The 24,310-nt window shown below is 71.8% G+C and carries 20 protein-coding genes and 1 pseudogene; 7 read left to right on the forward strand and 14 right to left on the reverse strand.

What is annotated here, in order from left to right:
• Positions 1–98: 98 nt before the first annotated feature.
• The 4 genes from ACIQMR_RS09895 to ACIQMR_RS09910 are packed head-to-tail and all read left to right on the forward strand — an operon-like array spanning position 99 to position 2,718.
• A complete protein-coding gene (locus ACIQMR_RS09895; RefSeq protein ID WP_401384892.1) occupies positions 99–797 on the forward strand; it encodes a hypothetical protein in 699 nt (232 codons plus the stop codon).
• A gap of 20 nt (positions 798–817) precedes the next feature.
• Positions 818–1,405, forward strand: a complete 588-nt coding sequence (locus ACIQMR_RS09900) for a DUF6529 family protein (RefSeq protein ID WP_401384893.1) — start codon at positions 818–820, stop codon at positions 1,403–1,405.
• Positions 1,402–1,911 carry a Rieske (2Fe-2S) protein gene (locus ACIQMR_RS09905; protein ID WP_401384894.1) on the forward strand — a complete coding sequence of 170 codons (510 nt, stop codon included), beginning with the start codon at positions 1,402–1,404 and terminating at the stop codon, positions 1,909–1,911. The genes ACIQMR_RS09900 and ACIQMR_RS09905 overlap by 4 nt, the downstream gene beginning before the upstream one ends.
• Positions 1,912–1,965: 54 nt before the next feature.
• Positions 1,966–2,718, forward strand: a complete 753-nt coding sequence (locus ACIQMR_RS09910) for a DNA polymerase beta superfamily protein (RefSeq protein WP_401384895.1) — start codon at positions 1,966–1,968, stop codon at positions 2,716–2,718.
• On the opposite strand, the gene ACIQMR_RS09915 is transcribed toward ACIQMR_RS09910, so the two are convergent.
• The 14 genes and pseudogenes from ACIQMR_RS09915 to ACIQMR_RS09980 form a co-directional block, all read right to left on the reverse strand.
• Positions 2,635–3,399, reverse strand: a complete 765-nt coding sequence (locus tag ACIQMR_RS09915) for a DNA polymerase beta superfamily protein (RefSeq protein WP_401384896.1) — start codon at positions 3,397–3,399, stop codon at positions 2,635–2,637. The genes ACIQMR_RS09910 and ACIQMR_RS09915 overlap by 84 nt on opposite strands.
• A 3-nt stretch (positions 3,400–3,402) precedes the next feature.
• Positions 3,403–4,443 (reverse strand): ADP-ribosylglycohydrolase family protein, encoded by a 1,041-nt coding sequence (locus tag ACIQMR_RS09920; RefSeq protein ID WP_401384897.1) that lies wholly within the window; start codon positions 4,441–4,443, stop codon positions 3,403–3,405.
• Entirely contained in the window at positions 4,440–5,327 is an 888-nt protein-coding gene (locus tag ACIQMR_RS09925; RefSeq protein ID WP_401384933.1) for an NUDIX hydrolase, read from the reverse strand. Before ACIQMR_RS09925 ends, ACIQMR_RS09920 begins: the two co-directional genes overlap by 4 nt.
• A 2-nt stretch (positions 5,328–5,329) precedes the next feature.
• Positions 5,330–6,409 (reverse strand): AAA family ATPase, encoded by a 1,080-nt coding sequence (locus ACIQMR_RS09930; protein WP_401384898.1) that lies wholly within the window; start codon positions 6,407–6,409, stop codon positions 5,330–5,332.
• Entirely contained in the window at positions 6,406–7,059 is a 654-nt protein-coding gene (gene pnuC / locus ACIQMR_RS09935; RefSeq protein WP_401384899.1) for a nicotinamide riboside transporter PnuC, read from the reverse strand. The genes ACIQMR_RS09930 and pnuC overlap by 4 nt, the downstream gene beginning before the upstream one ends.
• A gap of 129 nt (positions 7,060–7,188) precedes the next feature.
• Positions 7,189–8,265 (reverse strand): pseudouridine synthase, encoded by a 1,077-nt coding sequence (locus tag ACIQMR_RS09940; RefSeq protein ID WP_266375255.1) that lies wholly within the window; start codon positions 8,263–8,265, stop codon positions 7,189–7,191.
• On the reverse strand, positions 8,265–8,837 hold the full coding sequence (scpB, locus tag ACIQMR_RS09945; RefSeq protein WP_323137275.1) for an SMC-Scp complex subunit ScpB: 573 nt from the start codon (positions 8,835–8,837) through the stop codon (positions 8,265–8,267). Before scpB ends, ACIQMR_RS09940 begins: the two co-directional genes overlap by 1 nt.
• A 56-nt stretch (positions 8,838–8,893) precedes the next feature.
• On the reverse strand, positions 8,894–10,270 hold the full coding sequence (locus tag ACIQMR_RS09950; RefSeq protein ID WP_401384900.1) for a segregation/condensation protein A: 1,377 nt from the start codon (positions 10,268–10,270) through the stop codon (positions 8,894–8,896).
• Between the two features lie 44 nt (positions 10,271–10,314).
• Positions 10,315–10,908, reverse strand: coding sequence for a hypothetical protein (locus ACIQMR_RS09955; RefSeq protein WP_401384901.1), 594 nt, complete (start codon positions 10,906–10,908; stop codon positions 10,315–10,317).
• A complete protein-coding gene (locus tag ACIQMR_RS09960) occupies positions 10,893–12,032 on the reverse strand; it encodes a ParA family protein (RefSeq protein ID WP_385472328.1) in 1,140 nt (379 codons plus the stop codon). The genes ACIQMR_RS09955 and ACIQMR_RS09960 overlap by 16 nt, the downstream gene beginning before the upstream one ends.
• Before the next feature lie 415 nt (positions 12,033–12,447).
• Complete coding sequence (gene ald, locus ACIQMR_RS09965) at positions 12,448–13,563, reverse strand: alanine dehydrogenase (protein ID WP_266378168.1); 1,116 nt, start codon at positions 13,561–13,563, stop codon at positions 12,448–12,450.
• A 147-nt stretch (positions 13,564–13,710) separates the two neighbouring features.
• A pseudogene (locus ACIQMR_RS09970) lies at positions 13,711–15,733 on the reverse strand (tetratricopeptide repeat protein); the annotation flags it as partial.
• A gap of 339 nt (positions 15,734–16,072) precedes the next feature.
• Positions 16,073–16,699 carry an NUDIX hydrolase gene (locus ACIQMR_RS09975; RefSeq protein ID WP_266375247.1) on the reverse strand — a complete coding sequence of 209 codons (627 nt, stop codon included), beginning with the start codon at positions 16,697–16,699 and terminating at the stop codon, positions 16,073–16,075.
• A gap of 81 nt (positions 16,700–16,780) precedes the next feature.
• Positions 16,781–18,430: a CTP synthase gene (locus tag ACIQMR_RS09980; RefSeq protein ID WP_401384902.1), complete on the reverse strand. Its 1,650-nt coding sequence runs from the start codon at positions 18,428–18,430 to the stop codon at positions 16,781–16,783.
• 493 nt (positions 18,431–18,923) lie between these two features.
• Between ACIQMR_RS09980 and ACIQMR_RS09985 the strand changes: the two genes are divergently transcribed.
• From ACIQMR_RS09985 to ACIQMR_RS09995, 3 genes are all read left to right on the forward strand, one after another.
• Positions 18,924–20,726, forward strand: a complete 1,803-nt coding sequence (locus tag ACIQMR_RS09985; RefSeq protein ID WP_401384934.1) for a glycoside hydrolase family 15 protein — start codon at positions 18,924–18,926, stop codon at positions 20,724–20,726.
• A 485-nt stretch (positions 20,727–21,211) separates the two neighbouring features.
• Positions 21,212–22,594: an FAD-binding oxidoreductase gene (locus ACIQMR_RS09990; RefSeq protein WP_401384903.1), complete on the forward strand. Its 1,383-nt coding sequence runs from the start codon at positions 21,212–21,214 to the stop codon at positions 22,592–22,594.
• Positions 22,595–22,638: 44 nt separating this feature from the next.
• Positions 22,639–24,267: a PucR family transcriptional regulator gene (locus tag ACIQMR_RS09995; RefSeq protein WP_401384904.1), complete on the forward strand. Its 1,629-nt coding sequence runs from the start codon at positions 22,639–22,641 to the stop codon at positions 24,265–24,267.
• The last annotated feature ends 43 nt before the right edge of the window (positions 24,268–24,310 follow it).

The raw sequence follows: 24,310 nt of genomic DNA on the forward strand, positions 1-24,310 counted from the left end.
GCCACTCGGGCTACTACGGACCGTTACTCCGGTGGACACAGGGCGTCACGTCGGATTGCATGGAGGCCCATGGCCCGCCGTCCTCGCGGGAGGCGCCGATGAAGCGCGCAGGACCACTGATCACCCTGATCACCGGGCTGGTGGTCGGCCTGTTCATGCTGTCGCTGAACGCGACGACCGGTAAGCCCGCGCCCTCCTCGTACGGCCGTGCCACGCCCAGCCCGGCCGCGAGCCCCACCGCGCCCCGGCCTCCCAGTCCCGCGCCGAGCAAGCCCGCGACACCGACGGCGAACCCGCGCATCCCCGCGGTCCCCTCGCCGTCCCCGAGCCCGGTCTCGGACGCCAGGTACGCGGGCCGCACGGCCGACGACACCGCCTCCGTCGCCATCACCCTGCGCAAGGGCAGGGCGGTGGCCTACTTCTGCGACGGCCACACCCGGGAAGCGTGGCTGCGCGGTGCCGTCGAAGGCGACGGCAGCATGCATCTGACGGGCCGGGGCGGCTCGAAGCTCGACGGCGCCGTGAGCGGGGGGCAGGTCACCGGGACGGTGGTGGTCGAGGACCGCAGCTCGCCGTTCACCGCGGCCGAGGCGGGCGGACGGGCCGGGGTCTACCGCGCCGAGGCCCAGGTCCGCGGCACCAAGGTGGTCGGCGGCTGGATCGTCCTCCAGAACGGCCGCCAGGTCGGCATCGTCAACCGTGGCGGCAAGCCGGCCGCGGCTCCCCCGATCGACCCCGCCACCGGCCGGGTCGAGGTGGACGGCACCCCGCTGACCGCCGCCCCCGTCGTCCCCTGAGCGTCCCTGCGAGGTGCGTCATGAGCGTGGACCCGAACGCGCAGACCCAGGAGTCCCCTCCGCCGAGCGGGAGCCTCGGGGACGCGGCCCGCTATCTCGTGCCGGTGCTGGTCGGGGCGGCGGTCGCCGTGGTCCTCGGGGTGTACGGCAGGTTCCACGAACCGGCGGGTACGGCCTTCAACCTCGCCGGCTTCAGCAGTACGAGCGCGGTGAAGTCCTGGCTGGCGACGGCGGCGCTCGCCTTCGGCGTCGTGCAGGTCGTCGCGGCCCTCGCGATGTACGGACGGCTGCCGGGGGTGGCCGCTGCCGCCTGGACCCCCGTGCTGCACCGCTGGTCGGGCCGTGTGGCGTTCCTGCTCGCGGTGCCGGTCGCCGTGCACTGCCTCTACGGGCTGGGCTATCAGACGTACAGCGCGCGGGCGGCGTGGCACTCGCTGATCGGCTGCTTCTTCTTCGGCGCGTTCAGCGTGAAGATGTTGCTGTTGCGCATGGAGCGGCTGCCCGGGTGGCTGCTGCCGGTGGCCGGCGGCGTCGTATTCGCCGCGCTCGCCGTCCTGTGGCTCACCTCGGCTCTCTGGTTCTTCCGCACCTTCGGAGTGACGACATGAGTGACAACGTGAGTGACGGCGTGCACGACGCGGCGACGGACAGGCCGGATGCGGAGCGCGGCGTCGCCCGCCGTACCGTCGTGCTCGCGGGCGCCGGTGCGCTGGTGGTGACGGCGGCCGGCTGCACCGAGTACGGCGACGAGGGCGGCGGCGACGGCACACGGAGCACCCCGCCCGCGCGGGAGCAGTCCGGGAGCGCGCGGCCGCCCGCGGCCGGCGGGCGCCCGCTCGGCACCACCTCGGAGGTACCGGAAGGCGGCGGCAAGGTCTTCACGGCCGAGAAGGTCGTGGTGACCCAGCCGGTGCGGGGCGACTTCAAGGCGTTCACCGCGGTCTGCACCCATCAGGGCTGCCTGGTCGACAAGGTCGAGGACGGCACCATCGACTGCCCCTGCCACGGCAGCAGGTTCCGTATCGAGGACGGGGCGGTGGCGCAGGGCCCGGCCCGGCGTCCACTGGCCGCGGAGCGGATCACCGTGTCCGGGGACGAGATCCGGCTGACATAGACCGGGACGGTCCGGGCCGTCGGGTCGGTCGGGGCCGTCGCGTAGCCTGCGCGCATGACTCCCGAAGGCCTGGTGCGCGACCACACGATCTACTCCTGCGTGATGGGTTCCCGGGCCTTCGGACTGGCGACGGACGGCAGTGACACGGACCGCCGCGGGGTCTTTCTCGCGCCGACCCCGCTGTACTGGCGCTTCGAGAAGCCCCCGACCCATGTGGAGGGCCCCGCACCGGAGCAGTTCTCCTGGGAGCTGGAACGCTTCTGCGAGCTGGCGCTGCGCGCCAATCCCAACATCCTGGAGTGCCTGCACTCCCCGCTCGTCGAGCACGTCGACGACACCGGCCGTGAACTGCTGGCCCTGCGCGAGGCGTTCCTGTCCCGGCAGGCCCATGCGACGTTCGCCCGCTACGCCATGGGCCAGCGCCGCAAGCTGGACGCGGACGTACGACAGCACGGCGCGCCCCGCTGGAAGCACGCGATGCACCTCCTGCGGCTGCTGGCGAGCTGCCGCGACCTGCTGCGCACGGGCCGGCTCGTGATCGACGTCGGCGACGACCGCGAGCGGCTGCTCGCGGTCAAGCGCGGCGAGGTCGCCTGGCGGGAGGTCGAGTCGTGGATGTCCCGCCTGTCCGAGGAGGCCGCCGACGCGGCCCTGAGGACTCCGCTCCCGGCCGAGCCGGACCGGGCACGGGTCGAGGACTTCCTCGTACGCGTACGACGCGCCTCAGCGCATCGACCGGGTCAGCCGGGTGCGTACGACGAAGTCGTGGAGGGCGTCGTACGCGGCGGTGGGCGCGTCGGCCAGTGAGGACTTCGCCTGCGCCTCGTCCAGCGCACGGTGCAGCGCTTCCACCTCCGCACGCACGGCCTCTTCGTCGACAGCTGCGGGCGCGTGTTCGGCCTGCGTCTTCGCCTCGATCAGCTCGGGCAGCCGGGCGGGTGCCGCCACCTCGCCCAGCAGCGTGGGCAGATCGGCCACCACCTCGCCGGAGCGCATCAGGTGGATACCGGTGAGCAGCGCCCGGTAGGTGTAGAGCAGCGGCTTGAGTTCACCGGTCTTCTCGAACAGCCGCCACTGGGTGCCCGCGAAGCCGCGGTAGTGGTGGGCGTGGTGTGTGGTCAGCACACCGGGCGCGAGGGCGACCAGTTCCCGGTGGGCCTCCGAGGTGTGGGCCACGAGCGGCGAGAGCAGCTGCTCCAGCACATAGCCGTTGCGCCGCAGCATCAGCCGGACGAACTTCCGCAGGTCGTGGGTGACGAGGTCCATCTCGACCCCGTCACTGACCCACATCAGGGACCGGGTCTCCTCCGGCTCGCGCAGCCCGACCAGCTCCTCCACCGGCAGCAGATGGACACCGCGCAGGTCCACGTCCGAGTCGCGGGAGGGGAAGCCGTAGAGGTGTGCGCCGGAGACCGTGGCGAAGAGCAGGGGATGGGGCTGCTCCGCGACCACGGGGGCGAGTTCGGCGGGATGGAGTGCCAGCGTCATGGCTCAAGCGTCCCAGAGCGCTCCCAGTGTGAGCAGTTCGCTCCGGTACTCGATCCGTTCCGCCCACTCCTTGGGCCAGGCCCGTGCGCCCAGGTGCGCGCCCGCGAACGCGCCCGCGAGGCAGGCGATCGAGTCGGAGTCGCCGCGGGTGCAGGCGGCGCGCCGCAGGGCCAGGAGGGGCTGTTCGGGAAAGAGCAGGAAGCAGTGGAGGGCGGTGGCCAGGGCCTCCTCCGCGATCCAGCCGTCGCCGGTGGCGAGGCACGGGTCGGCCTCCGGGTCCGCCTCGCGCAGGGCGGAGGCGAGCCGTTCCAGAGCCGCGAGGCACTCGTCCCAGCCGCGTTCGATGAAGGCCTCCGGGGTCGCGTCCTGCGCGTAGGTCCAGAGGTCGCCGAGCCAGAGGTGCTGGTAGCGGGAGCGGTTCTCGTACGCGTACGACCGCAGCCGGCCGACGAGTCCGGCGGGCTCCGTGCCGCGCGCCAGCAGGTACACCGCGCGCGCCGTCAGGTCGGAGGCGGCCAGAGCGGTCGGGTGACCGTGGGTGAGCGCGGCCTGGAGCTGGGCGGCGCCGGAGCGCTGTCCGTCGCTGAGGCCGGGGACGAGGCCGACGGGCGCGACGCGCATGTTGGCGCCGCAGCCCTTGGAGGCCGTCTGGCTGGCCTCCTGCCAGGGCATGTCGCTGTCGAGCTTGTGGCAGGCGACCATGCAGGTGCGGCCGGGCGCGCGGTTGTTGTCCGGGGAGTGGTACCAGTCCACGAACTCCTCGCGCACGGGCCGGGTGAGGCGCAGCGGGGCGAGCAGCCCCCGGTCCATCGCGGTGCGGATGCCGCGCGCGAGGGCCAGGGTCATCTGGGTGTCGTCGCTGACGATCGCGGGCTTCGGCAGGGCCATCTCGCGCCAGGGCCCGCACTTGGCGAGGATCGACGGCACGTCGTTGAACTCGGTGGGGAAGCCGAGCGCGTCGCCGAGCGCCAGTCCGGTCAGGGTGCCGGTGGCCGCCTGCTTGGTGGCGGTCCTCGTGCCTGCCCTGTCGGTCGTGTCCGTCATGTCGTGTGCCGTCCTTCCGGTCGCAGCAAGGGAGGATGCAGGGCGTTCGCCGGCCCCGCCCGGTAGAGCGCGGCCGGCTTTCCCCGGCCGCCGGTCAGGCGCGCTCCTCCTTGGACGGCCTCGACGAAGCCGGGTGTGGTGAGGACCTTGCGCCGGAAATTGGGGCGGTCCAGTTCGACGCCCCAGACGGTCTCGTACACCTGCCGCAGCTCGCCGAGGGTGAACTCGGCCGGGCAGAAGGCGGTGGCGAGGCCGGTGTACTCGAGCTTGGCGCCGATGCGGTCGTGGGCGTCGGCGAGGATGCGGTCGTGGTCGAAGGCGAGTCGGCCCTGGCTGTCGTGGGGCACCCACCGGGCGTGCGCGGCGTCACCTCCACCGTGCGGTTCTGGCAGGTCCGGGACGAGCGCGGTGTACGCGACGGACACGACCCGCATGCGGGGGTCCCGGTCGGGGTCGCTGTACGTGCGCAGTTGCTCGAGGTGGAGCGCGGCGGTTGTGGCCGCCGACAGGCCGGTCTCCTCGGCGAGTTCACGGCGGGCGGCCTGGCCCGCGGACTCCCGGGGCAGGATGAAGCCGCCGGGGAGCGCCCAGGCTCCCTTGTACGGGTCCTGTCCGCGCTCGATGAGCAGAACGTGCAGCGTGCCGTCGCGGACCGTGAAGACCGCGAGGTCGACGGTGACGGCGAAGGGCGGGAAGGCCCGCGGGTCGTATCCCTCCACGCCCGCCGGACCCGCGCCCGCCGGACCCGCACTCGTCGGACCCGCACTCGTGGAACCCGTGCCCGTGGCAGCCGTGCTCGCCGGCCCCCCACTCGCCGGCCCCGCACTTGCGGAACCCGCGCCCTTGGATCCCGTGTTCGCCTGCTCCTCGCTCGTGGGCTCCATGGTCATCGGCGCTCCGGAAGCGGATCGGCGAAGGCCCAGCCCTCCGCGAGGAGCGCGTCGACGGCTGCGACGGCCGTGGCCAGCCGCTCCTCGTGCGGCCCCGTCACCGTGATGAACTTCCGTCCGGTGCGGGCGAGCTGCGCGGCGAAGCGTGCGGTCATCCAGGGCCGCAGCTGCTCGCCGTCGCGCAGCCCGTCGTCCTCGAACGGCACGCCGTGGTGGTCGGTGAGCAGCCAGAGGTCGCCGCGGCCGCGGGCGGCGATCGTGGCGACCTCGTCACTGGGCGCGCCCATGTACCGCTCGTGCCAGATGGTGGTCGCGAAGGCGTCGGTGTCGCAGATCAGCACCGGGGAGCCGGTGCGTGCGGCGGATTCCTCGCGCTCGGCCTGCCGGCGGGCGATCAGCGGGAAGTCGTCGCTGCTGAAGCGCACGTCGGACCAGGTCGCACCGGGCCGTTCGGCGCGCAGCGCGGCGAGTTTCCGCTCGCTGAACTCCCTTCCGTACTCGGGCACGCAGGCCGTGCGGGACCAGACTCCGCCGCGGGCGCGACAGTGCCCGGCGAGGGCGGTGGCCAGGGTGGTGGTACCGGTCGACTCGGCACCGAGGACGACCACGCGCCGGGCGAGCGCGGCGCGGACGGGCGGTTCGAGGAAGTCCCAGCAGCCGACGGGGTCCTTGCGTACGGCCGTGCCGGAGACGGGGAAGACCGAGCGGTTCAGGTCGACACAGACGGAGTCGGCGCGAAAGCGGCGGGCGAGTTCGTCCCCGTATGCCTCGGACGTGAAGACGGCGTCCACGCGCCGGGGGACGGCGGCACGGAACACGGCCATGTGCGCGTCCCACACGGCCGGGTCGGTCAGATCGACGGGTATGTCGTCGATGGCGCCGACGACCCGGACGTCCGGGTGCACCTCGCTCATCCACGCCATGCGCTCGTCGAGCGGGATCGACTCGACGGACGCGGCGCAGACGAGGACGGTCAGCCGGTCACAGCGGTCGCGCGCGGTGCGTACGAGGTGGTGGTGGCCCGCGTGCGGCGGATAGAACTTGCCGAGGACGAGCCCGTGCCGGTAGCGCCTCATGCCGCCACCTCCACCAACCGCGACTGCCGCACGGTGAGTTCCCGGGTCCAGCCCCGCAGCCCGAGCACGCACAGCGTCATGAACCCGAGGTAGAGCAGCGAGGTGAGGTAGAGCTCCTTGTACGCGTACAGCGGTACGTAGACGACGTCCGCCGCGATCCACAGCCACCAGGACTCCAGCCGCTTGCGGCACTGTCCGTAGGTGGCCGTCAGGGAGAGCGCGGTGGTCAGCGCGTCCCAGAAGGGCACGGTCGAGTCGGTGGCGCGGTCGAGGAGGAGCGTCAGCCCCAGTGTCCCCACCGCCCCCGCCGCGAGCAGCCACGTCCACTCGGTGCGCGTGGTGCGGCGCATCGGGAGGCCGTCGGAGCCTGGTCCACCCCCGTGGGTCCAGGCCCACCAGCCGTATGCGGCGAGGGCGATGAAGACGACCTGCAGCCCCGCGTCGGCGTACAGGCCGGCCTGGGTGAACAGCAGGACGAAGAACACGTTGTTGGCGATGCCGAGGGGCCAGTTGGCGATGTGCTGCCGGGCGACGAGCCATACGCAGAGCGCCCCGCTGCCGAAGCCGAGGACCTCGGTCCAGCTGACCGGTGTGCCGAGCAGCGTGAACAGCGGCAGCTGCAGTGGTCCGAGTACGTCCGCGAGGTCCACGCCCACCCCTTCCCTTTAGAGTCACTCTGACTATAAAGGCGGAGAGGGTGGCACGACAAGCACGAAAAAGCCCGCGGCCGTCCGGAGACGGCCGCGGGCTCACGGGAGTTACGGGGCGGCGGACACCCCTTACAGACCCACTTCCCTCATCAGCATGCCGACCTCGGTGTTCGTCAGCCGGCGCAGCCAGCCCGACTTCTGGTCGCCGAGCGCGATCGGTCCGAAGGAGGTCCGCACGAGCTTCTCGACCGGGAAACCGGCCTCGGCGAGCATGCGGCGCACGATGTGCTTGCGGCCCTCGTGCAGGGTGACCTCGACCAGGTAGTTCTTGCCGGTCTGCTCGACGACCCGGAAGTGGTCGGCGCGGGCGTAGCCGTCCTCCAGCGGGATGCCGTCCTTGAGGCGCTTGCCGACCTCACGCGGGAGGGGGCCCTGGATCGCGGCGAGGTAGGTCTTCTGCACGCCGTACTTGGGGTGGGTGAGGCGGTGCGCCAGCTCACCGTGGTTGGTGAGCAGGATGATGCCCTCGGTCTCGGTGTCGAGCCGGCCGACGTGGAAGAGACGGGTCTCACGGTTGGTGACGTAGTCGCCGAGGCACTGGCGGCCGTCCGGGTCCTCCATGGTGGAGACGACTCCGGCGGGCTTGTTCAGCGCGAAGAACAGGTACGACTGGGTGGCCACCGTCAGGCCGTCGACCTTGATCTCGTCGTGCTCCGGGTCCACCCGGACGCCCTGCTCGATGACGATCTTGCCGTTGACCTCGACCCGGCCGGCGTCGATCAGCTCCTCGCACGCCCGGCGCGATCCCATGCCGGCGCGGGCGAGCACCTTCTGCAGCCGCTCGCCCTCCTGCTCGGCACCCGGGAAGGTCTTCGGCGTCTTGATCACCGGCTTGTTCGCGTACCGCTCGCGGTTGCGCTCCTCGGTACGGGCGTCGTACTCACGGGAGCGGGCCGGGGCGGTGCGGCCGCGGCCGCCGCCCTGCGAGGACTGCTTCGGGGACTGCTTGGGACCGCCCTTGGCACCGCCGCGGGCGGCCGCGCCACGGCCCTTCTTCGGCCCCTCGGAAGAACCGGACGTACCTCCCACGTCGTAGCGGCGCTCCTCGGGACGGGGCTTGCCCGCGCGCTTCTGCTTGTCGTCGCGCTCGTTACCGGCACCCCGGTAGTTGCCGCGTCCGCTGCTGTTCCTGCCGCTGCTTCGCATCAAAGTTCCGTCGTCGTCTTGTCGTCGTCGTCTGTGTCCGGAGCGTCCGGATCGAACGACGGAACCCCTTCCTGGGTCTCGGCCTCGATCGCCTCCGCCTCGGGGAGGAACGGCGCGAGCTCCGGGAGCTCGTCCAGACCGCGCAGGCCCATCCGCTCCAGAAAGTAGTTCGTCGTCCTGTACAGGATCGCACCTGTTTCGGGTTCCGCGCCCGCCTCCTCGACCAGACCGCGCTGGAGGAGGGTGCGCATGACGCCGTCGCAGTTCACTCCGCGCACCGCGGAGACCCGGGAACGGCTGACCGGCTGGCGGTACGCGACCACGGCGAGGGTCTCCAGCGCCGCCTGGGTGAGCCGGGCCTGCTGTCCGTCGAGGACGAAGCGCTCGACGGCGGCGGCATGCTCGGGACGGGTGTAGAACCGCCAGCCGCCGGCGACGAGACGGAGCTCGAAACCTCGGCCCTGGACGGTGTACTCGTCGGCCAGCTCGCGCAGGGCGTCGGAGACGGCGCGGCGGGGCTGCTCCAGGACCTTCGCGAGGTGCTCCTCGGTGGCCGGCTCGTCGACGACCATGAGGACGGCTTCGAGGGCGGGCTTGAGGGCGGGTTTGAGGGCGGGATCGAGGGCGCTCACGCCTTCTCCTCTGCGGTCTCGGGTGCGGTCTCGGGGGGCCGGTCGAATTCATCGGTGACGTGCGCGACGGCATCGCCCGCGGCCCAGGTGACCATGAGCTCCCCCAGGGCTTCCTCCTGTTCGAGAGCGACGGCCTTCTCACGGTAGAGCTCCAGCAGCGCGAGGAAGCGGGCGACGACGGTGAGGGTGTCGCCGACGCCCTCGGTCAGCTCGCGGAAGCTGACCGTCCCGCGCTCGCGGAGCATGCCCACGACCAGCTCGGCCTGCTCTCTGACGCTCACCAGGGGCGCGTGGATGTGGTCCACGTACACCTGGGGCTTCGGCTTGGGCTGCATGGCCTTGACGGCGAGCCTGGCGAAGCCCTCGGCGCCGATGCTGATGACGACCTCGGGGAGCAGCTCGGCGTGATGGTCCTCGAGGCCGACGGTACGGGGGTAGCGCCGGGCCTCCTCGTCGAGCCTGTTGCTGAAGATCTCCGCGATCTGCTTGTACGCGCGGTACTGGAGCAGTCTCGCGAAGAGCAGATCCCGCGCTTCGAGCAGCGCGAGGTCCGCCTCGTCCTCCACCTCGGCGGCGGGCAGCAGCCGGGCCGCCTTGAGGTCGAGCAGGGTCGCGGCGACGACGAGGAACTCGGTGGTCTGGTCGAGGTCCCAGTCGGGTCCCATGGCGCGGATGTACGTCATGAACTCGTCCGTGACCTTGGAGAGGGCGACCTCGGTGACGTCGAGCTTGTGCTTGGAGATCAGCTGCAGCAGCAGATCGAAGGGCCCCTCGAAGTTGGCGAGCCGCACGGTGAACCGACCGTCGTCGGCCTCCGCCGCGCCGCCGGTGGGCGTGGAAGGCTCGCCCGACGGTGCCTCGGACGGCCCAGGGAGGGCCCGGCCCCCGGACGGAGGCACATCCGCCACGAGGTCCGGTACGGAGCCGGCAGGCGCCGCCTCGGGCGCGTCAGGACGGGCCGTGGCCAAGGGGTCCGGGTCCACAGACGGCACGGACGGTGCCGCAACCGTCGATACGAAGCCGGCAGGCGCCGCCTGAGGTGCTTCGGGACGCCCCGTAAGCAAGGGGTCCGCAGACGGCACGGACTGAGGTACATCCACGACCAAGGAGGGTGCGGAGCCGGGGTCCGCCGACGGCGCGGGGACGGGCGCTTCCGCCGCAGGAGGCGGGACGGCGCCGTCGGGGGTCCGCTCCGGGGTGTCCGGGGTGTCCGTGGCCTCTGCCGTCTCGTCGTCGCGGCCGGGCTCCTGCGGGGCCGGCATGCACGTGGGTGCCGCCCCCGGGCCGCGGCCCAGGGCGCGGCGGGGCGAGCGCGGCGCGGCGGGGAGGTCCCCGGCCGGAGGCTCGGGGCGGGCGGGGTCGGTCGGCGGCATCGTGGTCCAGGGAACGGAAGGAACGTCGCGCGCAGGCTACCCCGTCAGCGACCGCGCAGGCGCCGCACCAGGATGCTCGCGTCGCCCCTGGACTCCAGGTCCGCGAGGACGACCGCCACCGCCTCGCGGACGATACGGCCGCGGTCGACGGCCAGCCCGTGCTCGCCGCGGAGCACCAGCCGAGCGTGCTCGAGGTCCATCAGTTCCTCGGCCGAGACATAGACCGTGATCTTCTCGTCGTGCCGTTCCCGCCCACTGGGCCTGCGGCCGGACGCGCGGCCACGGCGGCGCGGCGCGGCGGCCTCCTGCGGACGGCGGCCCTTCGCTCCGGCCGCGGCCTGAGCAGCCGCGGCCGACTGTTCGTTGTCCGCCGCACGGCTCCGCGGCTCGCCGGCCTCCGCCTCCCCGGCCGAGGAGTGCTCCTCGGAGGCGGGGGCAGCGGCCGGAGCCGCAGCGGGCGCCGCGGACGAGGACGGCGACTGCGCCTCGACCGGGTCGCTCTCCCCCGCCGGCGCCGGGACCCGCGCCTCGCCGTTCGCCCCGGTCGCGCCCCGCCGCGGGGACGACGACTGCAGCGCCGTGCCCCCGGTCGTACGGAACAGTTCGTCGGCCCCGGGCAGACTCACTCGGCGTGACACCGGGCGAGCACCTCCCTGGCGAGCTGGCGATAGGCGGCGGCGCCGACGGAGTTGGACGCGTACGTCGTGATGGGCTCACCGGCGACCGTGGTCTCCGGGAAGCGCACCGTGCGCCCGATGACCGTGTGGTAGACGTGGTCGTCGAACGCCTCGACCACCCGCGCCAGCACCTCACGGCTGTGCACCGTGCGCGAGTCGTACATCGTGGCGAGGATGCCGTCGAGCTCCAGGTCGGGGTTGAGCCGCTCCTGGACCTTCTCGATCGTCTCGGTCAGCAGCGCGACACCGCGCAGCGCGAAGAACTCGCACTCCAGCGGCACGATCACCTTGTGAGCCGCCGTCAGAGCGTTCACGGTCAGCAGACCGAGCGACGGCTGACAGTCGATCACGATGTAGTCGTAGTCGTTCATCAGCGGCTTCAGGGCACGCTGCAGCGTCGACTCGCGCGCGACCTCGCTCACCAACTGCACTTCCGCGGCCGAGAGGTCGATGTTGCTCGGCAGCAGGTCCATGTTGGGCACGGCGGTCTTCAGCAGGACCTCGTCCGCGGACATGCCCCGCTCCATGAGCAGGTTGTAGACGGTGAGGTCGAGCTCCATCGGGTTCACGCCGAGACCGACCGACAGGGCACCCTGCGGGTCGAAGTCGACGAGCAGCACCCGGCGTCCGTACTCGGCGAGGGCGGCACCCAGGTTGATGGTCGACGTCGTCTTGCCCACGCCGCCCTTCTGGTTGCACATCGCGATGATCTTCGCGGGGCCGTGATCGGTCAGCGGGCCGGGAATCGGGAAGTACGGCAGCGGCCGCCCGGTGGGGCCGATGCGCTCACGGCGCTGGCGGGCAGCGTCGGGCGCGAGCGTGGCCGCGTACTCCGGATCGGGCTCGTACTCGGCGTCTGGATCGTAGAAGTGCCCCTCGGGCACCTCGTCGTAGTCGGCGAAGTGGGTGGACTCTCGGCCACTCTCGTTGCCGGCCATGGCGTTCACGTGTTGGCCGTCCATCATCTTCATCGTGTGGGCTGTCGTCGTCATGTGCTGGTTTGTCGCGAAGGTACGGACAGCGACGGAGCCGACAGCTTCGAGCCCGGACGCAGGCCCCTGGCCCCGCACGGGGGGTACCTCCACGCCAACGGGGCGTAGGGGGCGCGTTCCTGCTTGACCGCCCCCGGGAGAAAATGTCGACTCATTCACAAGTCGTCTTACCTCCTTGGACGTGACCAGGAAACTTATCGATAGGTCAGCGTGGCACCATGCCGACGGTTGGCGACTCTATGGCGTGTCACCGGTCCGCAGCAACACAATCCGCCGGACCCGGCCCGATGTGTCGGCAACCGAACACCCCGCTGTCAAGGGCGCACAGCAACAGGTGAGCCTGTTTCACGGGTGTGCGAAACGGTTGAAGGGTTACGTTCGAGGCGAGTTGGGCCGACGTCCCGTGATGTCCGGACACGCAGCCGGCCGGACCTTGCTCGACAAGGTCCGGCCGGTTACGTGATGTTGACGACCCCGGTTGACGGGGCGGTCGGTTGTCCGTCCCGCGTCAGCCGAGGAGGGTGCTCAGCTCGACGGAGTCGAGGCCGTGCGCCTCGGCGACCTCGGCGTAAACGACCTGGCCGTCATGGGTGTTGAGGCCCCTGGCCAGCGCGGCGTCACGGCGCAGCGCCTCGACCCAGCCGTTGTTCGCCAGCGACACGATGTAGGGCAGCGTGGCGTTGGTGAGCGCGTAGGTGGAGGTGTTCGGCACCGCGCCGGGCATGTTGGCGACGCAGTAGAAGACCGAGTTGTGGACCAGGAAGGTCGGCTCGGCGTGGGTGGTCGGACGGGAGTCCTCGAAGCAGCCGCCCTGGTCGATCGCAATGTCGACAAGGACACTTCCGGGCTTCATCCGGGAGACGAGCTCGTTGGTGACCAGCTTCGGGGCCTTCGCGCCGGGGATCAGCACCGCGCCGATGACGAGGTCGGCCTCGAGGACCGCCTTCTCCAGCTCGTAGGCGTTGGAGACGATCGTCTTGATCTTCGTGCCGAAGACCTTGTCGGCCTCACGGAGCTTGTTGATGTCCTTGTCGAGCAGGGTCACGTGGAAGCCCATGCCGATGGCGATCTGCGCGGCGTTCCAGCCGGAGACGCCACCGCCGATCACGACGGCCTCGCCGGCGTGGGTGCCCGGGACACCGCCCGGCAGCACGCCACGGCCGCCGGCCGAGCGCATCAGGTGGTAGGCGCCGACCTGCGGGGCCAGCCGGCCCGCGACCTCGGACATCGGGGCGAGCAGCGGCAGGGCGCGGTTGGGGAGCTCGACCGTCTCGTACGCGATGGCGGTGGTGCCGGACTCCAGCAGGGCGTCCGTGCACTCACGGGAGGCGGCGAGGTGCAGGTAGGTGAAGAGGGTCTGGTCCTTGCGGAGGCGGTGGTACTCCTCGGCGATGGGCTCCTTGACCTTCAGCAGCAGGTCGGCGGTGGCCCAGACCTCGTCGGCGGTGGGCAGGATCTGCGCACCGGCGCCGACGAACTCCTCGTCCGTGATCGAGGAGCCGACTCCGGCGTTGGCCTCGATGAAGACCTGGTGGCCGTGGCGCACGAGCTCGTGCACTCCGGCAGGGGTGATCGCCACCCGGAACTCGTTGTTCTTGACCTCGCGGGGGATGCCGACCTTCACGTCGATCACGGTCCTTGGCTCAGGGGGATTTCTGGTGCAATTCCATAGTTACCCGGATGCGCCAGGCGCAACGGGATCGACCGGGGCGACACCCGGCAGAGCCAGTCTAATGAAGGACTTCCAGCTGTCTAGCCTTGCGAAGCAAGTTTCTTTGACGGAAACACTACGGATTTCGCAGGCCGGAATCATCACTTCCGAGTAGTTGCTCGGCAGCGGAGCGATGCAGCCTGGCCGCGGCGGAGTCGCCGAGCCGGTCCAGCGTGTCGGCCAGCCTCAGCTGGAGCGCGGCCTGGAGCCGCAGGTCCCCGGCCCGCCGCGCCCAGGCGACTGCCTCCTCGCAGGAACGCAGCGACTCCTGCGGCCTGCCGGCGTACTCCTGCACCCGGGCCGCCTCGCTCAACGCCCGTGCGTGGCCGGGCAGATCGCCGAGGCGTCGATATCCGGCCGCGGCCGCCCGCCAGCTGCGCAGCGCCTCGCCGTAGCGGCCCGCGTACGTGTGCACGGCGCCGAGCCGGCCGTACAGGCGTGCCTCGTCCTCACGCTCTCCGCGGGCCAGACGCTGGGAGAGGGCGCGTCCGTACCAGTCGGCCGCCCGCTGCCAGTCCTCCAGTTCCTGATACGCACCACCTACGGATTCCATCGCGCGGCCGGTGGCGTACGGGTCATTTGCCCGGCGGCCGGCGTCCAGAGCCGACCGGTATCGCGCCAGTGCGTCTTCGGTACGTCCGGTCCGGGCGTCCAGGTCGGCCAGGTTCAGCAGCGCGGCGGCCTGCTCCCGGTGGAGCTCGCGGCGTACGGCCACGTCCAGGACCAGCTGGTGCAGTCCGTACAGCTCGGGCGCGGCGGCCTCGGTGCCGCGGTGGGCGACCAGGGCCCGGACGAGCGCGGCGATCAGCCGGCGGGCCAGCGTGTCCAGCTCGCCGTCGGCCACCGCGACACGCGCGGACGCCATCAGGGCGGGCCGCCTGGCCTCCAGCCAGGCCCCGGCGTCCTGCGCGCTCGGGAAACGCAGGGCGCGCGGCAGTCCTGCGAGCTTCTTACGGGCCGTGGACCCCTCGGGCTCGGTCACGGCCCGGCAGGACTGCAGCAGCCGTACGGTGCGCTCCAGCATCCGCGCCCGGGCGAGCTGCACCTCGGCCGGCCGCTCCTCCTCGGTCATCAGTGCGTGCAGCAGCGGGGCGAGGCAGCCCGGCACCTCGTACCGGTCGTCCTCCGGAACGCCGTGCAGCAGTCCGAGGGCGACGAAGTCGTCCAGCGTCGACCGGGCCGCCGAGACCGAGCACCCGGCCAGCGCTGACGCCGTGTGGGCGTCGGCCCGGCCTGCGGGCGCGAGGGCCAGCAGCCGCAGCATCCGCGCGGCGGGCTGCGGAAGGGATTCGTACACGAGCCGGAAGGCCCGGGACAGCGGCCGGGCACCGGCGGGCTGCTCGGGGTCGTCGGGCAGCCCGCGCAGCTGCTTGGTGGCATCGGCGACCGAGGCCTTGGGTCGGGCCGCCAGCCAGCCGCCGACCAGCATCATCGCGGCGGGCTGTCCGCCGCATTGCTCCACGAGCGACTCGGCGGCCTGGGGATCGACGGTGACCCGCACCGAGCCGGTGAAGCGGCTCAGCAGCTCGATCGCGGACTTGGCGTCCATGCCGCCGATCGTGCACGGCCGTACGTCGGGGATTCCGGTGAGCGGGCCCTGGGCGACGGCGACGACCAGGCACTCGGGGTTGTCCGGCAGCAGCGGGTCGACCTGCTCCGCGTCGCCCGCGTCGTCGAGTACGAGCACACAGCGGCGCACCGCGAGGGCCTCGCGGACCATCTCGGTGAGGAGGTCCTCGTCCGCTCCTGGCGGGCCGGCGATCCCGAGCGTATCGAGCAGCTCGCGGGCGGTGCGGTCGGTGGGTACGGGCGCTCCGCCGGGCTCGGCGAGCCGGGCCAGCAGCACGCCGTCCGGGTACTCGTCCGCCAGCCGGCGCGCCAGCTCCCCGGCGAGCGCGGTCCTTCCCGAGCCGGGCCGTCCGGCGACCAGCAGCACTCTGGCACGCGGGGCCTTACGTCCCGCGAGCGTGTCGAGACCGGCCCGTTCGATGTCGGAACGCAGCGCCTTCAATTCCCGCTGGCGCCCGATGAATTGCCCACCCACGCGGCCAACGGTCCCATGCCGGGCCCGCGCCTCGGCCACGGGCCCGGCCGGTGGATCGGACGGGCGGTTCTCGGACGAGGGGCCGTCGAAGTCCACCGCCTGATCCGTCACGGGCCACGCTCCCTGTCTGCCTGCGCACGAACCGAGCCCACGGGATGTCCGCGAGGGCGCTCCGAGCGTAGATCAGGCATCTCGCCGAACCGGGCAGAGCACGGCGGCGCGCGGCGCGGTAACCCCCGATCGGATGAGCGGATCGTCACACCACCAGTCCCGGGGCCCACCCCTCCCCGGGCCCACGCCACCCGTGACGCCTCCCCGGCCGGGGCAGGGTCCGGAGACGGAGTCGCAGGGCGTCACGAGCCCAGCAAGACCAGCCCTCTAGGCGTCGAAGGGCCGCGCCGGCCAGGGCGCCTCGGCGGGGCGCAGCGCGTCCACACCGTCGCCCGCGAGTGCGGCGGTCAGCGCGAGCACGCCCACCACCAGGCAGTTGTTGTGCAGTTCCCCGGCGAGCACGCCGCGCACGAGGTCCTCCAGCGGCACCCTGGCCAGCTCCATGTCCGCCTCCTCCTCGGAGACCTGGAAGCGCTCGCCCTCCGCCTCGGACAGATCACGGGCCAGGAAGATCCGCACGGCCTCGTCGCAGCCGCCCGGCGTCGTGTACACATCCGTGAGCACACGCCAGTCGACCGCCTTGACGTGCGCCTCCTCGTACAGCTCGCGCTGGGCCGCCGTCAGCGGGTTCTCACCGGGCACGTCGAGGAGTCCGGCAGGGATCTCCCAGAGCTTCTGCCGCACGGGGTGCCGGTACTGCCGGAGCACCAGCACGCGTCCGGACTCGTCGAGGGCAAGCACCGCCACCGACCCCGGGTGGACCTGGTAGTCACGACGCGCGACCGTCCCGTCGGGCATGACCACGTCGTCGGTGCGGACACTCGTCTTGTTGCCCCTGAACGGAGTCGCGGTCGCGGTGACCTGCCACTCCTCAGCGGTGTCCCTGATGGCCATCTACGTCCTCCCAGAACGCCGGAACCGGGGCACGGGGCCTCTTTCGGCCCGTACCCCGGTTTCCACCGTAGTGCCTGTGCGTTACTTGCCCGTCTTGCGCGCCACCGCGGCCTTCACCAGGCCCGCGAAGAGCGGGTGCGGGCGGGTCGGGCGGGAGCGGAGCTCCGGGTGGGCCTGGGTGGCGACCAGGTAGGGGTGCACCTCACGCGGGTACTCGACGTACTCGACGAGCTTGTTGTCCGGGGAGGTGCCGGAGAAGACCAGTCCGGCCTTCTTCTCCAGCTCCGCGCGGTAGGCGTTGTTCACCTCGTAGCGGTGGCGGTGGCGCTCGTCGACGTACGGCTCGTTCGCGTAGGCCTCGCGCACGATCGAGCCGTCGGCGAGCTTCGCCGGGTAGAGCCCGAGGCGCATCGTCCCGCCGAGGTCGCCCGCGCCCTCCACGTACGCCAGCTGCTCCTCCATCGTCGAGATGACGGGGTGGGCGGTGGTGGCGTCGAACTCGGTGGAGTTGGCGTCGGGGATCTCGGCCAGGTTGCGCGCGGCCTCGATCACGATGCACTGCAGGCCCAGGCAGAGGCCGAGCAGCGGGATCTTGTTCTCGCGGGCGTACTGGATCGCGCCGACCTTGCCGTCGACACCGCGCTCGCCGAAGCCGCCCGGGATGAGGATCGCGTCGACGTCCCCGAGCTGCTTCTGGGCGCCCGCCGGCGTCCGGCAGTCGTCGGAGGTGACCCACTTGACCGTGACCCGGGCCTTGTTCGCGAAGCCGCCCGCGCGCATCGCCTCGGTCACCGACAGATAGGCGTCGGGCAGGTCGATGTACTTGCCGACGAGCGCGACACTGACTTCGTGGTCGGGGTTGTGCACACGGTCCAGGAGGTCGTCCCACGTCGTCCAGTCGACGTCACGGAACGGCAGGTCGAGCTTGCGCACGACATACGCGTCCAGGCCCTCGGTGTGCAGCACCTTCGGGATGTCGTAGATCGACTTGGCGTCCATGGCCGCGACCACGGCCGCCTCGTCGACGTCGCACATCAGCGAGATCTTGCGCTTGATCGCGGTGGGGACCTCACGGTCGGCACGCAGCACGATCGCGTCCGGCTGGATACCGATGTTGCGCAGTGCCGCCACCGAGTGCTGCGTCGGCTTGGTCTTCAGCTCCCCGGAGGGGCCGATGTAGGGCAGCAGCGAGATGTGCACGACGAAGACGTTGTCCCGGCCCACCTCGTGGCGGACCTGGCGGACGGTCTCGAGGAACGGCAGCGACTCGATGTCGCCGACGGTGCCGCCGACCTCGGTGATCACGACGTCGACGTCGTCCGTGGCCATGCGGCGGATGCGGTGCTTGATCTCGTTGGTGATGTGCGGGATGACCTGGACCGTGTCGCCGAGGTACTCGCCGCGGCGCTCCTTGGCGATGACGGTCGAGTACACCTGGCCGGTGGTGACGTTCGCCGAGCCGTCCAGGTCCACGTCCAGGAAGCGCTCGTAGTGGCCGATGTCCAGGTCGGTCTCGGCTCCGTCGTTGGTGACGAACACCTCACCGTGCTGGAACGGGTTCATGGTGCCCGGGTCGACGTTCAGATACGGGTCGAGCTTCTGCATCGTGACCCGCAGACCCCGCGCCTTGAGGAGCGCGCCCAGGCTGGAGGCGGTCAGGCCCTTGCCGAGGGAGGAGGCGACACCCCCGGTGACGAAGATGTGCTTGGTCGTCGTGGATTTGGGCGGCATGGCCAAGAGGGGGCTCCCGTGGTCGCGAGGTGGTCGTGCGGAACGGCGTCCCTCAGGCGATATCCGGGGGTTACCTGGGATTTCCTGGGGTTCCGTCGCTGCGGTTCGGGGGCCGCCATCCCTAGCGGGGCGCACCACCGGTCCACGGGCTACCAGGGTATCAGCGCCCGGGGGAGACTGCTTCCGGCCACACGGGGCATCATGGCCATCACCGGGCTTCCCGGGGTTCACCCGGCGCTCACCCGTTCGGCCGCGCTGCATTGCCGAGGGCGTCGCGCGGATCACCGGGGTGCGTCGTATCCTGCTCGGACACTTGATTCGGAATATCGCTGCCGAGCCAGGCCGGTGAACGGCATCACCCCCGCCTTCCCACAGAGTTTCGCCTGGGCGGGACACCCGTCCCCGAAGCACGAGCTCGTCAACAACCGATTGACACCCTTGACCGCAGTAAGAGCCACGCAGGGCGGACGTGGCCGTTCGACTGGAGATCCACGTGGCCGGGCGCATCGAGGATTACGCACTCATCGGAGACATGCAGACCGCTGCCCTGGTCTGCCGGGACGGCACAGTCGACTGGCTGTGCCTGCCCCGCTTCGACTCGCATGCCATCTTCGCCGGGATTCTCGGCACCGAGGAGCACGGATTCTGGCGGCTCGGACCCGCGTACGCGGCGGGCGCGGAGCCGCCCACGGCCAGTCGTCGCCGGTACCGGGGGGATTCGCTGATCCTGGAATCGGAGTGGGACACGCCACGCGGCACGGTCCGCGTGACGGATTTCATGCCGCCCCGTGACGGCGCTCCCCAGCTGGTCCGGATCGTCGAGGGTGTGAGCGGGCGCGTGCCGATGCGTTCGGCGCTGCGCATGCGGTTCTCGTACGGCCGGGTGGTGCCCTGGGTGCACAAGGTCGACAACCGCACGGTCGCGGTCGCCGGCCCGGACTCGGTGTGGCTGGACACCCCGGTCGAGACCCACGGCAAGGACCTGACCACCTACTCCGACTTCACCGTCTCCCCCGGTGACCGGCTGGCCTTCACCATCAGCTGGCAGCCGTCCCACCACCAGCCGCCGGCCCTGCCCGACCCGGAGGGCGCGCTGGACGCCACCGCCGACTTCTGGCGCGAGTGGGTCGAGCACTGCACGTACCACGGCCCCTACCGGGAGTCCGTCGTCCGCTCGCTGATCACGCTGAAGGCGCTGACGTACGCCCCGACCGGCGGGATCGTCGCCGCGCCGACGACGTCCCTGCCCGAGGAGATCGGCGGCGTACGGAACTGGGACTACCGCTACACCTGGCTGCGCGACGCGGCGATCACCCTGTCCTCGCTGCTGCGCACCGGATACCGCGAAGAGGCCCGGGCCTGGCGCGAGTGGCTGCTGCGCGCCGTCGCGGGCGACCCGGAGAACCTGCAGATCATGTACGGCATCGCCGGCGAGCGTGAGCTGGGCGAGGCGGAGCTGGACTGGCTGCCGGGGTACGAGGGCTCCGCGCCGGTACGGGTCGGCAACGGCGCGGCGAACCAGCTCCAGCTCGACGTGTACGGCGAGGTCACCGAGGCCCTGCACCTCGCGCACATGACGGGCCTCTCGCGCAACGACTACGCCTCCGTCCTCCAGCTCAAGCTGATCCGGTACCTGGAGGACCACTGGGACCAGCCCGACGAGGGCATCTGGGAGGTCCGCGGTCCGCGCCGGCACTTCGTCCACTCCAAGGTGATGGCCTGGGTCGCCGTCGACCGCACGATCAAGCTGATCGAGTCCGGCGACGCGGACGGACCGCTGGAGCGCTGGCGCGAGCTGCGCGACGACATCCACCGCGACGTCTGCGAGAAGGGCTACGACAAGGAGCGCAACACCTTCACCCAGTCGTACGGCTCGAAGGAGCTCGACGCCTCGCTGCTGCTGATTCCGCAGATGGGCTTCCTGCCGCCGGACGACAAGCGCGTCATCGGCACGATCGAGGCGATCCAGCGGGAGCTGTCGACCTCGGACGGCTTCGTGCTCCGCTATCCGACGGCCGGCGACGAGGCCGGTGTCGACGGCCTCGAAGGCGACGAGGGCGCCTTCCTCGCCTGCTCGTTCTGGCTCGCGGACGATCTGGCGATGATCGGCCGCGTGGACGAGGCCCGGCGCCTCTTCGAGAAGCTGCTGTCGCTGCGCAACGACCTGGGGCTGCTCGCCGAGGAGTGGGACCCGCGACTGCAGCGCCAGGTGGGCAACTTCCCGCAGGCGTTCAGCCACGTCCCCCTGATCGACACAGCGCTGCGTCTCACGGCCTCCGGCGCGTACGGCGGCTGAGCGGGGGCGCCCGGGGTGACCCGGGAGCTGCGCCCCCGTACCCCCGCGGCACCGACCGTGTCAGGCCGCGCGGCCGGCGGCCGACCGCCGTCCGACCGGGCTCCGCATCGGCGTCCGGCGAGGGGCCGGGTGAGATCTCACCCGGCCCCTCGCCGCGCACTCCCCCGTCGCCCCGGGCCCACCCGAACCCCTGCGGCGCCCTCGGACGCCCGTCGCGCGGCGAGCATCCCCTCACGCCCTCGGGGCGTCGTTGGCCGGGGGTCCCTGACGGAGCGCCGGGGTCGGGTCCGGAGCCGGCGCGGCTGCCGCCCGGGCGAGGTGGCGGTCGGGGTCCCGTCCCGACGAGGCCGGCGTCCGAGCCCCGTCGCGGGGCGGCTCGGCGCCGCACCGCCCCTTCCGGCATCGGGGTCATCACGCGACCGCGCGCCGTGCCGGGTGGCTTCTTACGATGGAAGGGTCCTGCTCGCGCCCCGGAAGGGGGCATCATGGCGTCCCAACCCCTCACGGAAGCCGCCCTGAGAGGACTCCGCGAATCCCTGACCGGTGAGGCCGTCACAGCGGATGACGCCGGATACGACGAGGCCCGCTCGATCTTCAACGCGATGATCGACCGGCGGCCGACGGTGATCGTCCTGTGCGAGTCCGCCGGCGATGTGGCCGCGGCGATCCGCTTCGCCCGGGAGCACGAGCTCGAACTGGCCGTCCGCGGGGGCGGTCACAGCGTCGCGGGGCTCGCCGCCACCGACGGTGGTCTCGTGGTCGACCTGCGCCGGATGCACGCGGTCACGGTGGACCCGGACGCCCGTACGGCCCGGGTCGGCGGCGGTGCGACGATGAGCCATCTGGACCGGGCGACCCAGCCGTACGACCTGGCGACCACGGGCGGGCGGGCCTCCACCACCGGCATCGGTGGGTTCACGCTCGGCGGCGGATCGGGCTGGCTGGAGCGGAAGTTCGGCCTGGCCTGCGACAACCTCCTCGCCGTCGACCTCGTGACGGCCGACGGCACCGAGGTGCACGCGAGCGACGACGAACATCCGGAGCTGTTCTGGGCGTTGCACGGCGGCGGCGGCAACTTCGGTGCGGCCACGTCCATGACGCTGAAGCTGCATCCGCTGCCCGACATGTCCGTGGCCTTCCTCTTCTTCCCTGCGGCGCGAGGAGCCGAAGTGCTTCCCGTCTACCGGGAGGTACTGGGATCCGCGCCTGACGAGGCCGGCGGCGGCTTCGTCTATCTGACCGGCCCGCCCGAGGACTTCATGCCCGAACACCTGGTGGGCCGGGCCGTATGCCTGGTGCTGATCACGTACACGGGCACCGAGCCCGAACTGCGCACCGCGACGAAGCCGCTGTTCGGCCTCGGACACGAGGCGGAGGTCGTCACGGAACTCCCGTACGCCGATCTCCAGTGCATGATCGACGACCCGCCGGGCCTGCGGAACTACTGGTCGGCCGAGTATCTGCGCGATCTGCCCGACGAGGCCGTGGACGTCTTCTGCGCGCGGGCGAACAGCATGATCGTACCGTCGAACTCGCAGCACATCCTGTTCCCCATGGGCGGTGCCATGGCCCGCGGGGACGCCCGGTACCCGCTCCCGTGGCGCACCGCCGAGTGGGTCGCGCACCCCTTCGGGATCTGGGACAGCCCTGCCGACGACGCACGCGGCAGGCAGTGGGTCCGTGACGCGAGGACCGACGTCATGCCGTGGTCGATCGGCCAGGTGTATCTCAACTTCATCGGCGACGAGGGCGAGGAGCGGGTCGTGGCCGGTTTCGGCGCCGAGAACTACCGGCGCCTCGCCGACGTCAAGGCCCGCTACGACCCGGACAACGTGTTCCGGCTGAACCACAACATCAAGCCGAGCTGACCGACAGTTGTCCTTCGAACTTTCGCCCAGGTAGCGTCCCGGCCATGGAAACACAGGGCGGCATCACCGTGCAGCGGGCACTCGAACTGCCCGGACTCCGCAGTGGCCTCCCGGAGGTCGTGGCCGGCGCGGACCGGCTGACCCGTACCGTGCGCTGGGTGCACGCCGGCGAGGTGCCGAACATCGCCTCGCTCCTCAAGGGCGGTGAACTGCTGCTGACGACCGGCCTCGGTCTCGGCACCCGGCCGGCCGAGCAGCGCGCGTTCGTACGCCGGCTCGCGGACCGGGGCATCGCGGCGCTGGTGGTGGAGCTCGGCCCGCGCTTCACCCGGCTGCCCGCCGCCATCGTCGAGGCGGCGAGGACGGCGGGACTTCCGCTGATCCAGCTCCACCGCGAGGTGCCGTTCGTCGCGGTGACGGAGGAGGTCCACACCGAGATCGTCAACGGGCACTACGCGCTGCTGCAGCGGGCCGAGGAGGTGTACCGGCGGTGCACCCAGGCGCTGCTGGAGGGCGGCGGCATCCCCCAAGTGCTCAGGATCCTCGCCGACTTCACCGCCAATCCGGTGTTCCTGGAGACCGCCGACGGTCAGCTGCTGTACGCGGCGGACACCGAGTCGGGTCCGGTCGCGGCCGATCCGCTCCAGGTGTGGGAGGGGCTGCGCGGCCAGCGCGCGGCACGGGAGGCGGGTCCACCGGTCGGGGCCGTACTGGTCGATGTGCCCGGCGGCGGCCACGGAGCGGGCGCGGTACGCGCACGGCTCGTCCTGCTCGCCGTGTCGGGGCCGCTGCTGCCGGTGCACCGGATGGCGGCCGAACGCGCGGCGGGAGTCCTCGCGGTGGTCCTGATGCAGGCCCGCCAGGAGGACGAGCTGGCGGCGCGCGGCCGCGGCGACTTCCTCACCGACCTCGCCGAAGGCCGCATCGTGGCCGAGGACGCGCCCGCGCAGGCGAAGGTCCTGGGCTTCCGGCCGGGTGACGGGCCGCTGCTGCCCGTGGTGATGCGGCTCGCGCCCGAACTCTCCCCGTCCGGCAACTGGGCGCTGCTGGCCCGGGCGGTGCTGGAGGAGCTGTCCTCGGTGGGCGTGCCCGTGCTGCTGGGCGTCCGGCCCGTGGAGGGCCGGGTGCCGCTGCTGGTGGGGCTGCGCTCGGACTCGGAGCGTACGGCGGTGGCGGACCGGGTCGCGGCGGCGCTGCGCGCGGGCCTGGAACGGGCGGGCCTCGAACGCGCCGGGGCGCATCCGCCGGTGGTCGTCGTGGGCGTCGGGGGAGGCTGGGCGGCGGCGTCGGCGGGCCTGCGCCACGCGGCCGAGACCGCGGCGGCTGCCCAGGGTCTGCCCGACCGGCCCTGGTACGACGCGCGCCGCCTCGACATCGACCTGCTGCTGTGGCGGCTGCGGGACCACCCCGATCTGGCGGCCTTCGTGGACCGTGCGGTCGGCCCTCTCCTGGACCACGACCGCACATCCCGCCCGCCACTGCTGCCCACGCTCCAGACCTTTCTGGCCCACGCGGGCCGCAAGGCGGAAACGGCCCGCGAGCTGCACCTCAACCGCCAGACCCTCTACAACCGCCTGGCCCGCATCTCCGAACTCCTGGGCACGGACCTGGACGACCCCCAGACGGTCCTGGCCCTCTCCCTGGCCCTCAGAGCCCGCCGCCACACGCTCTGACCGCCGGGTCCCGGCGGCTCACGCCCAGGGCGCGGGGCCCGGG

This window comes from Streptomyces sp. NPDC091376 (genome assembly GCF_044757085.1).
GTDB lineage: Bacteria > Actinomycetota > Actinomycetes > Streptomycetales > Streptomycetaceae > Streptomyces > Streptomyces pratisoli.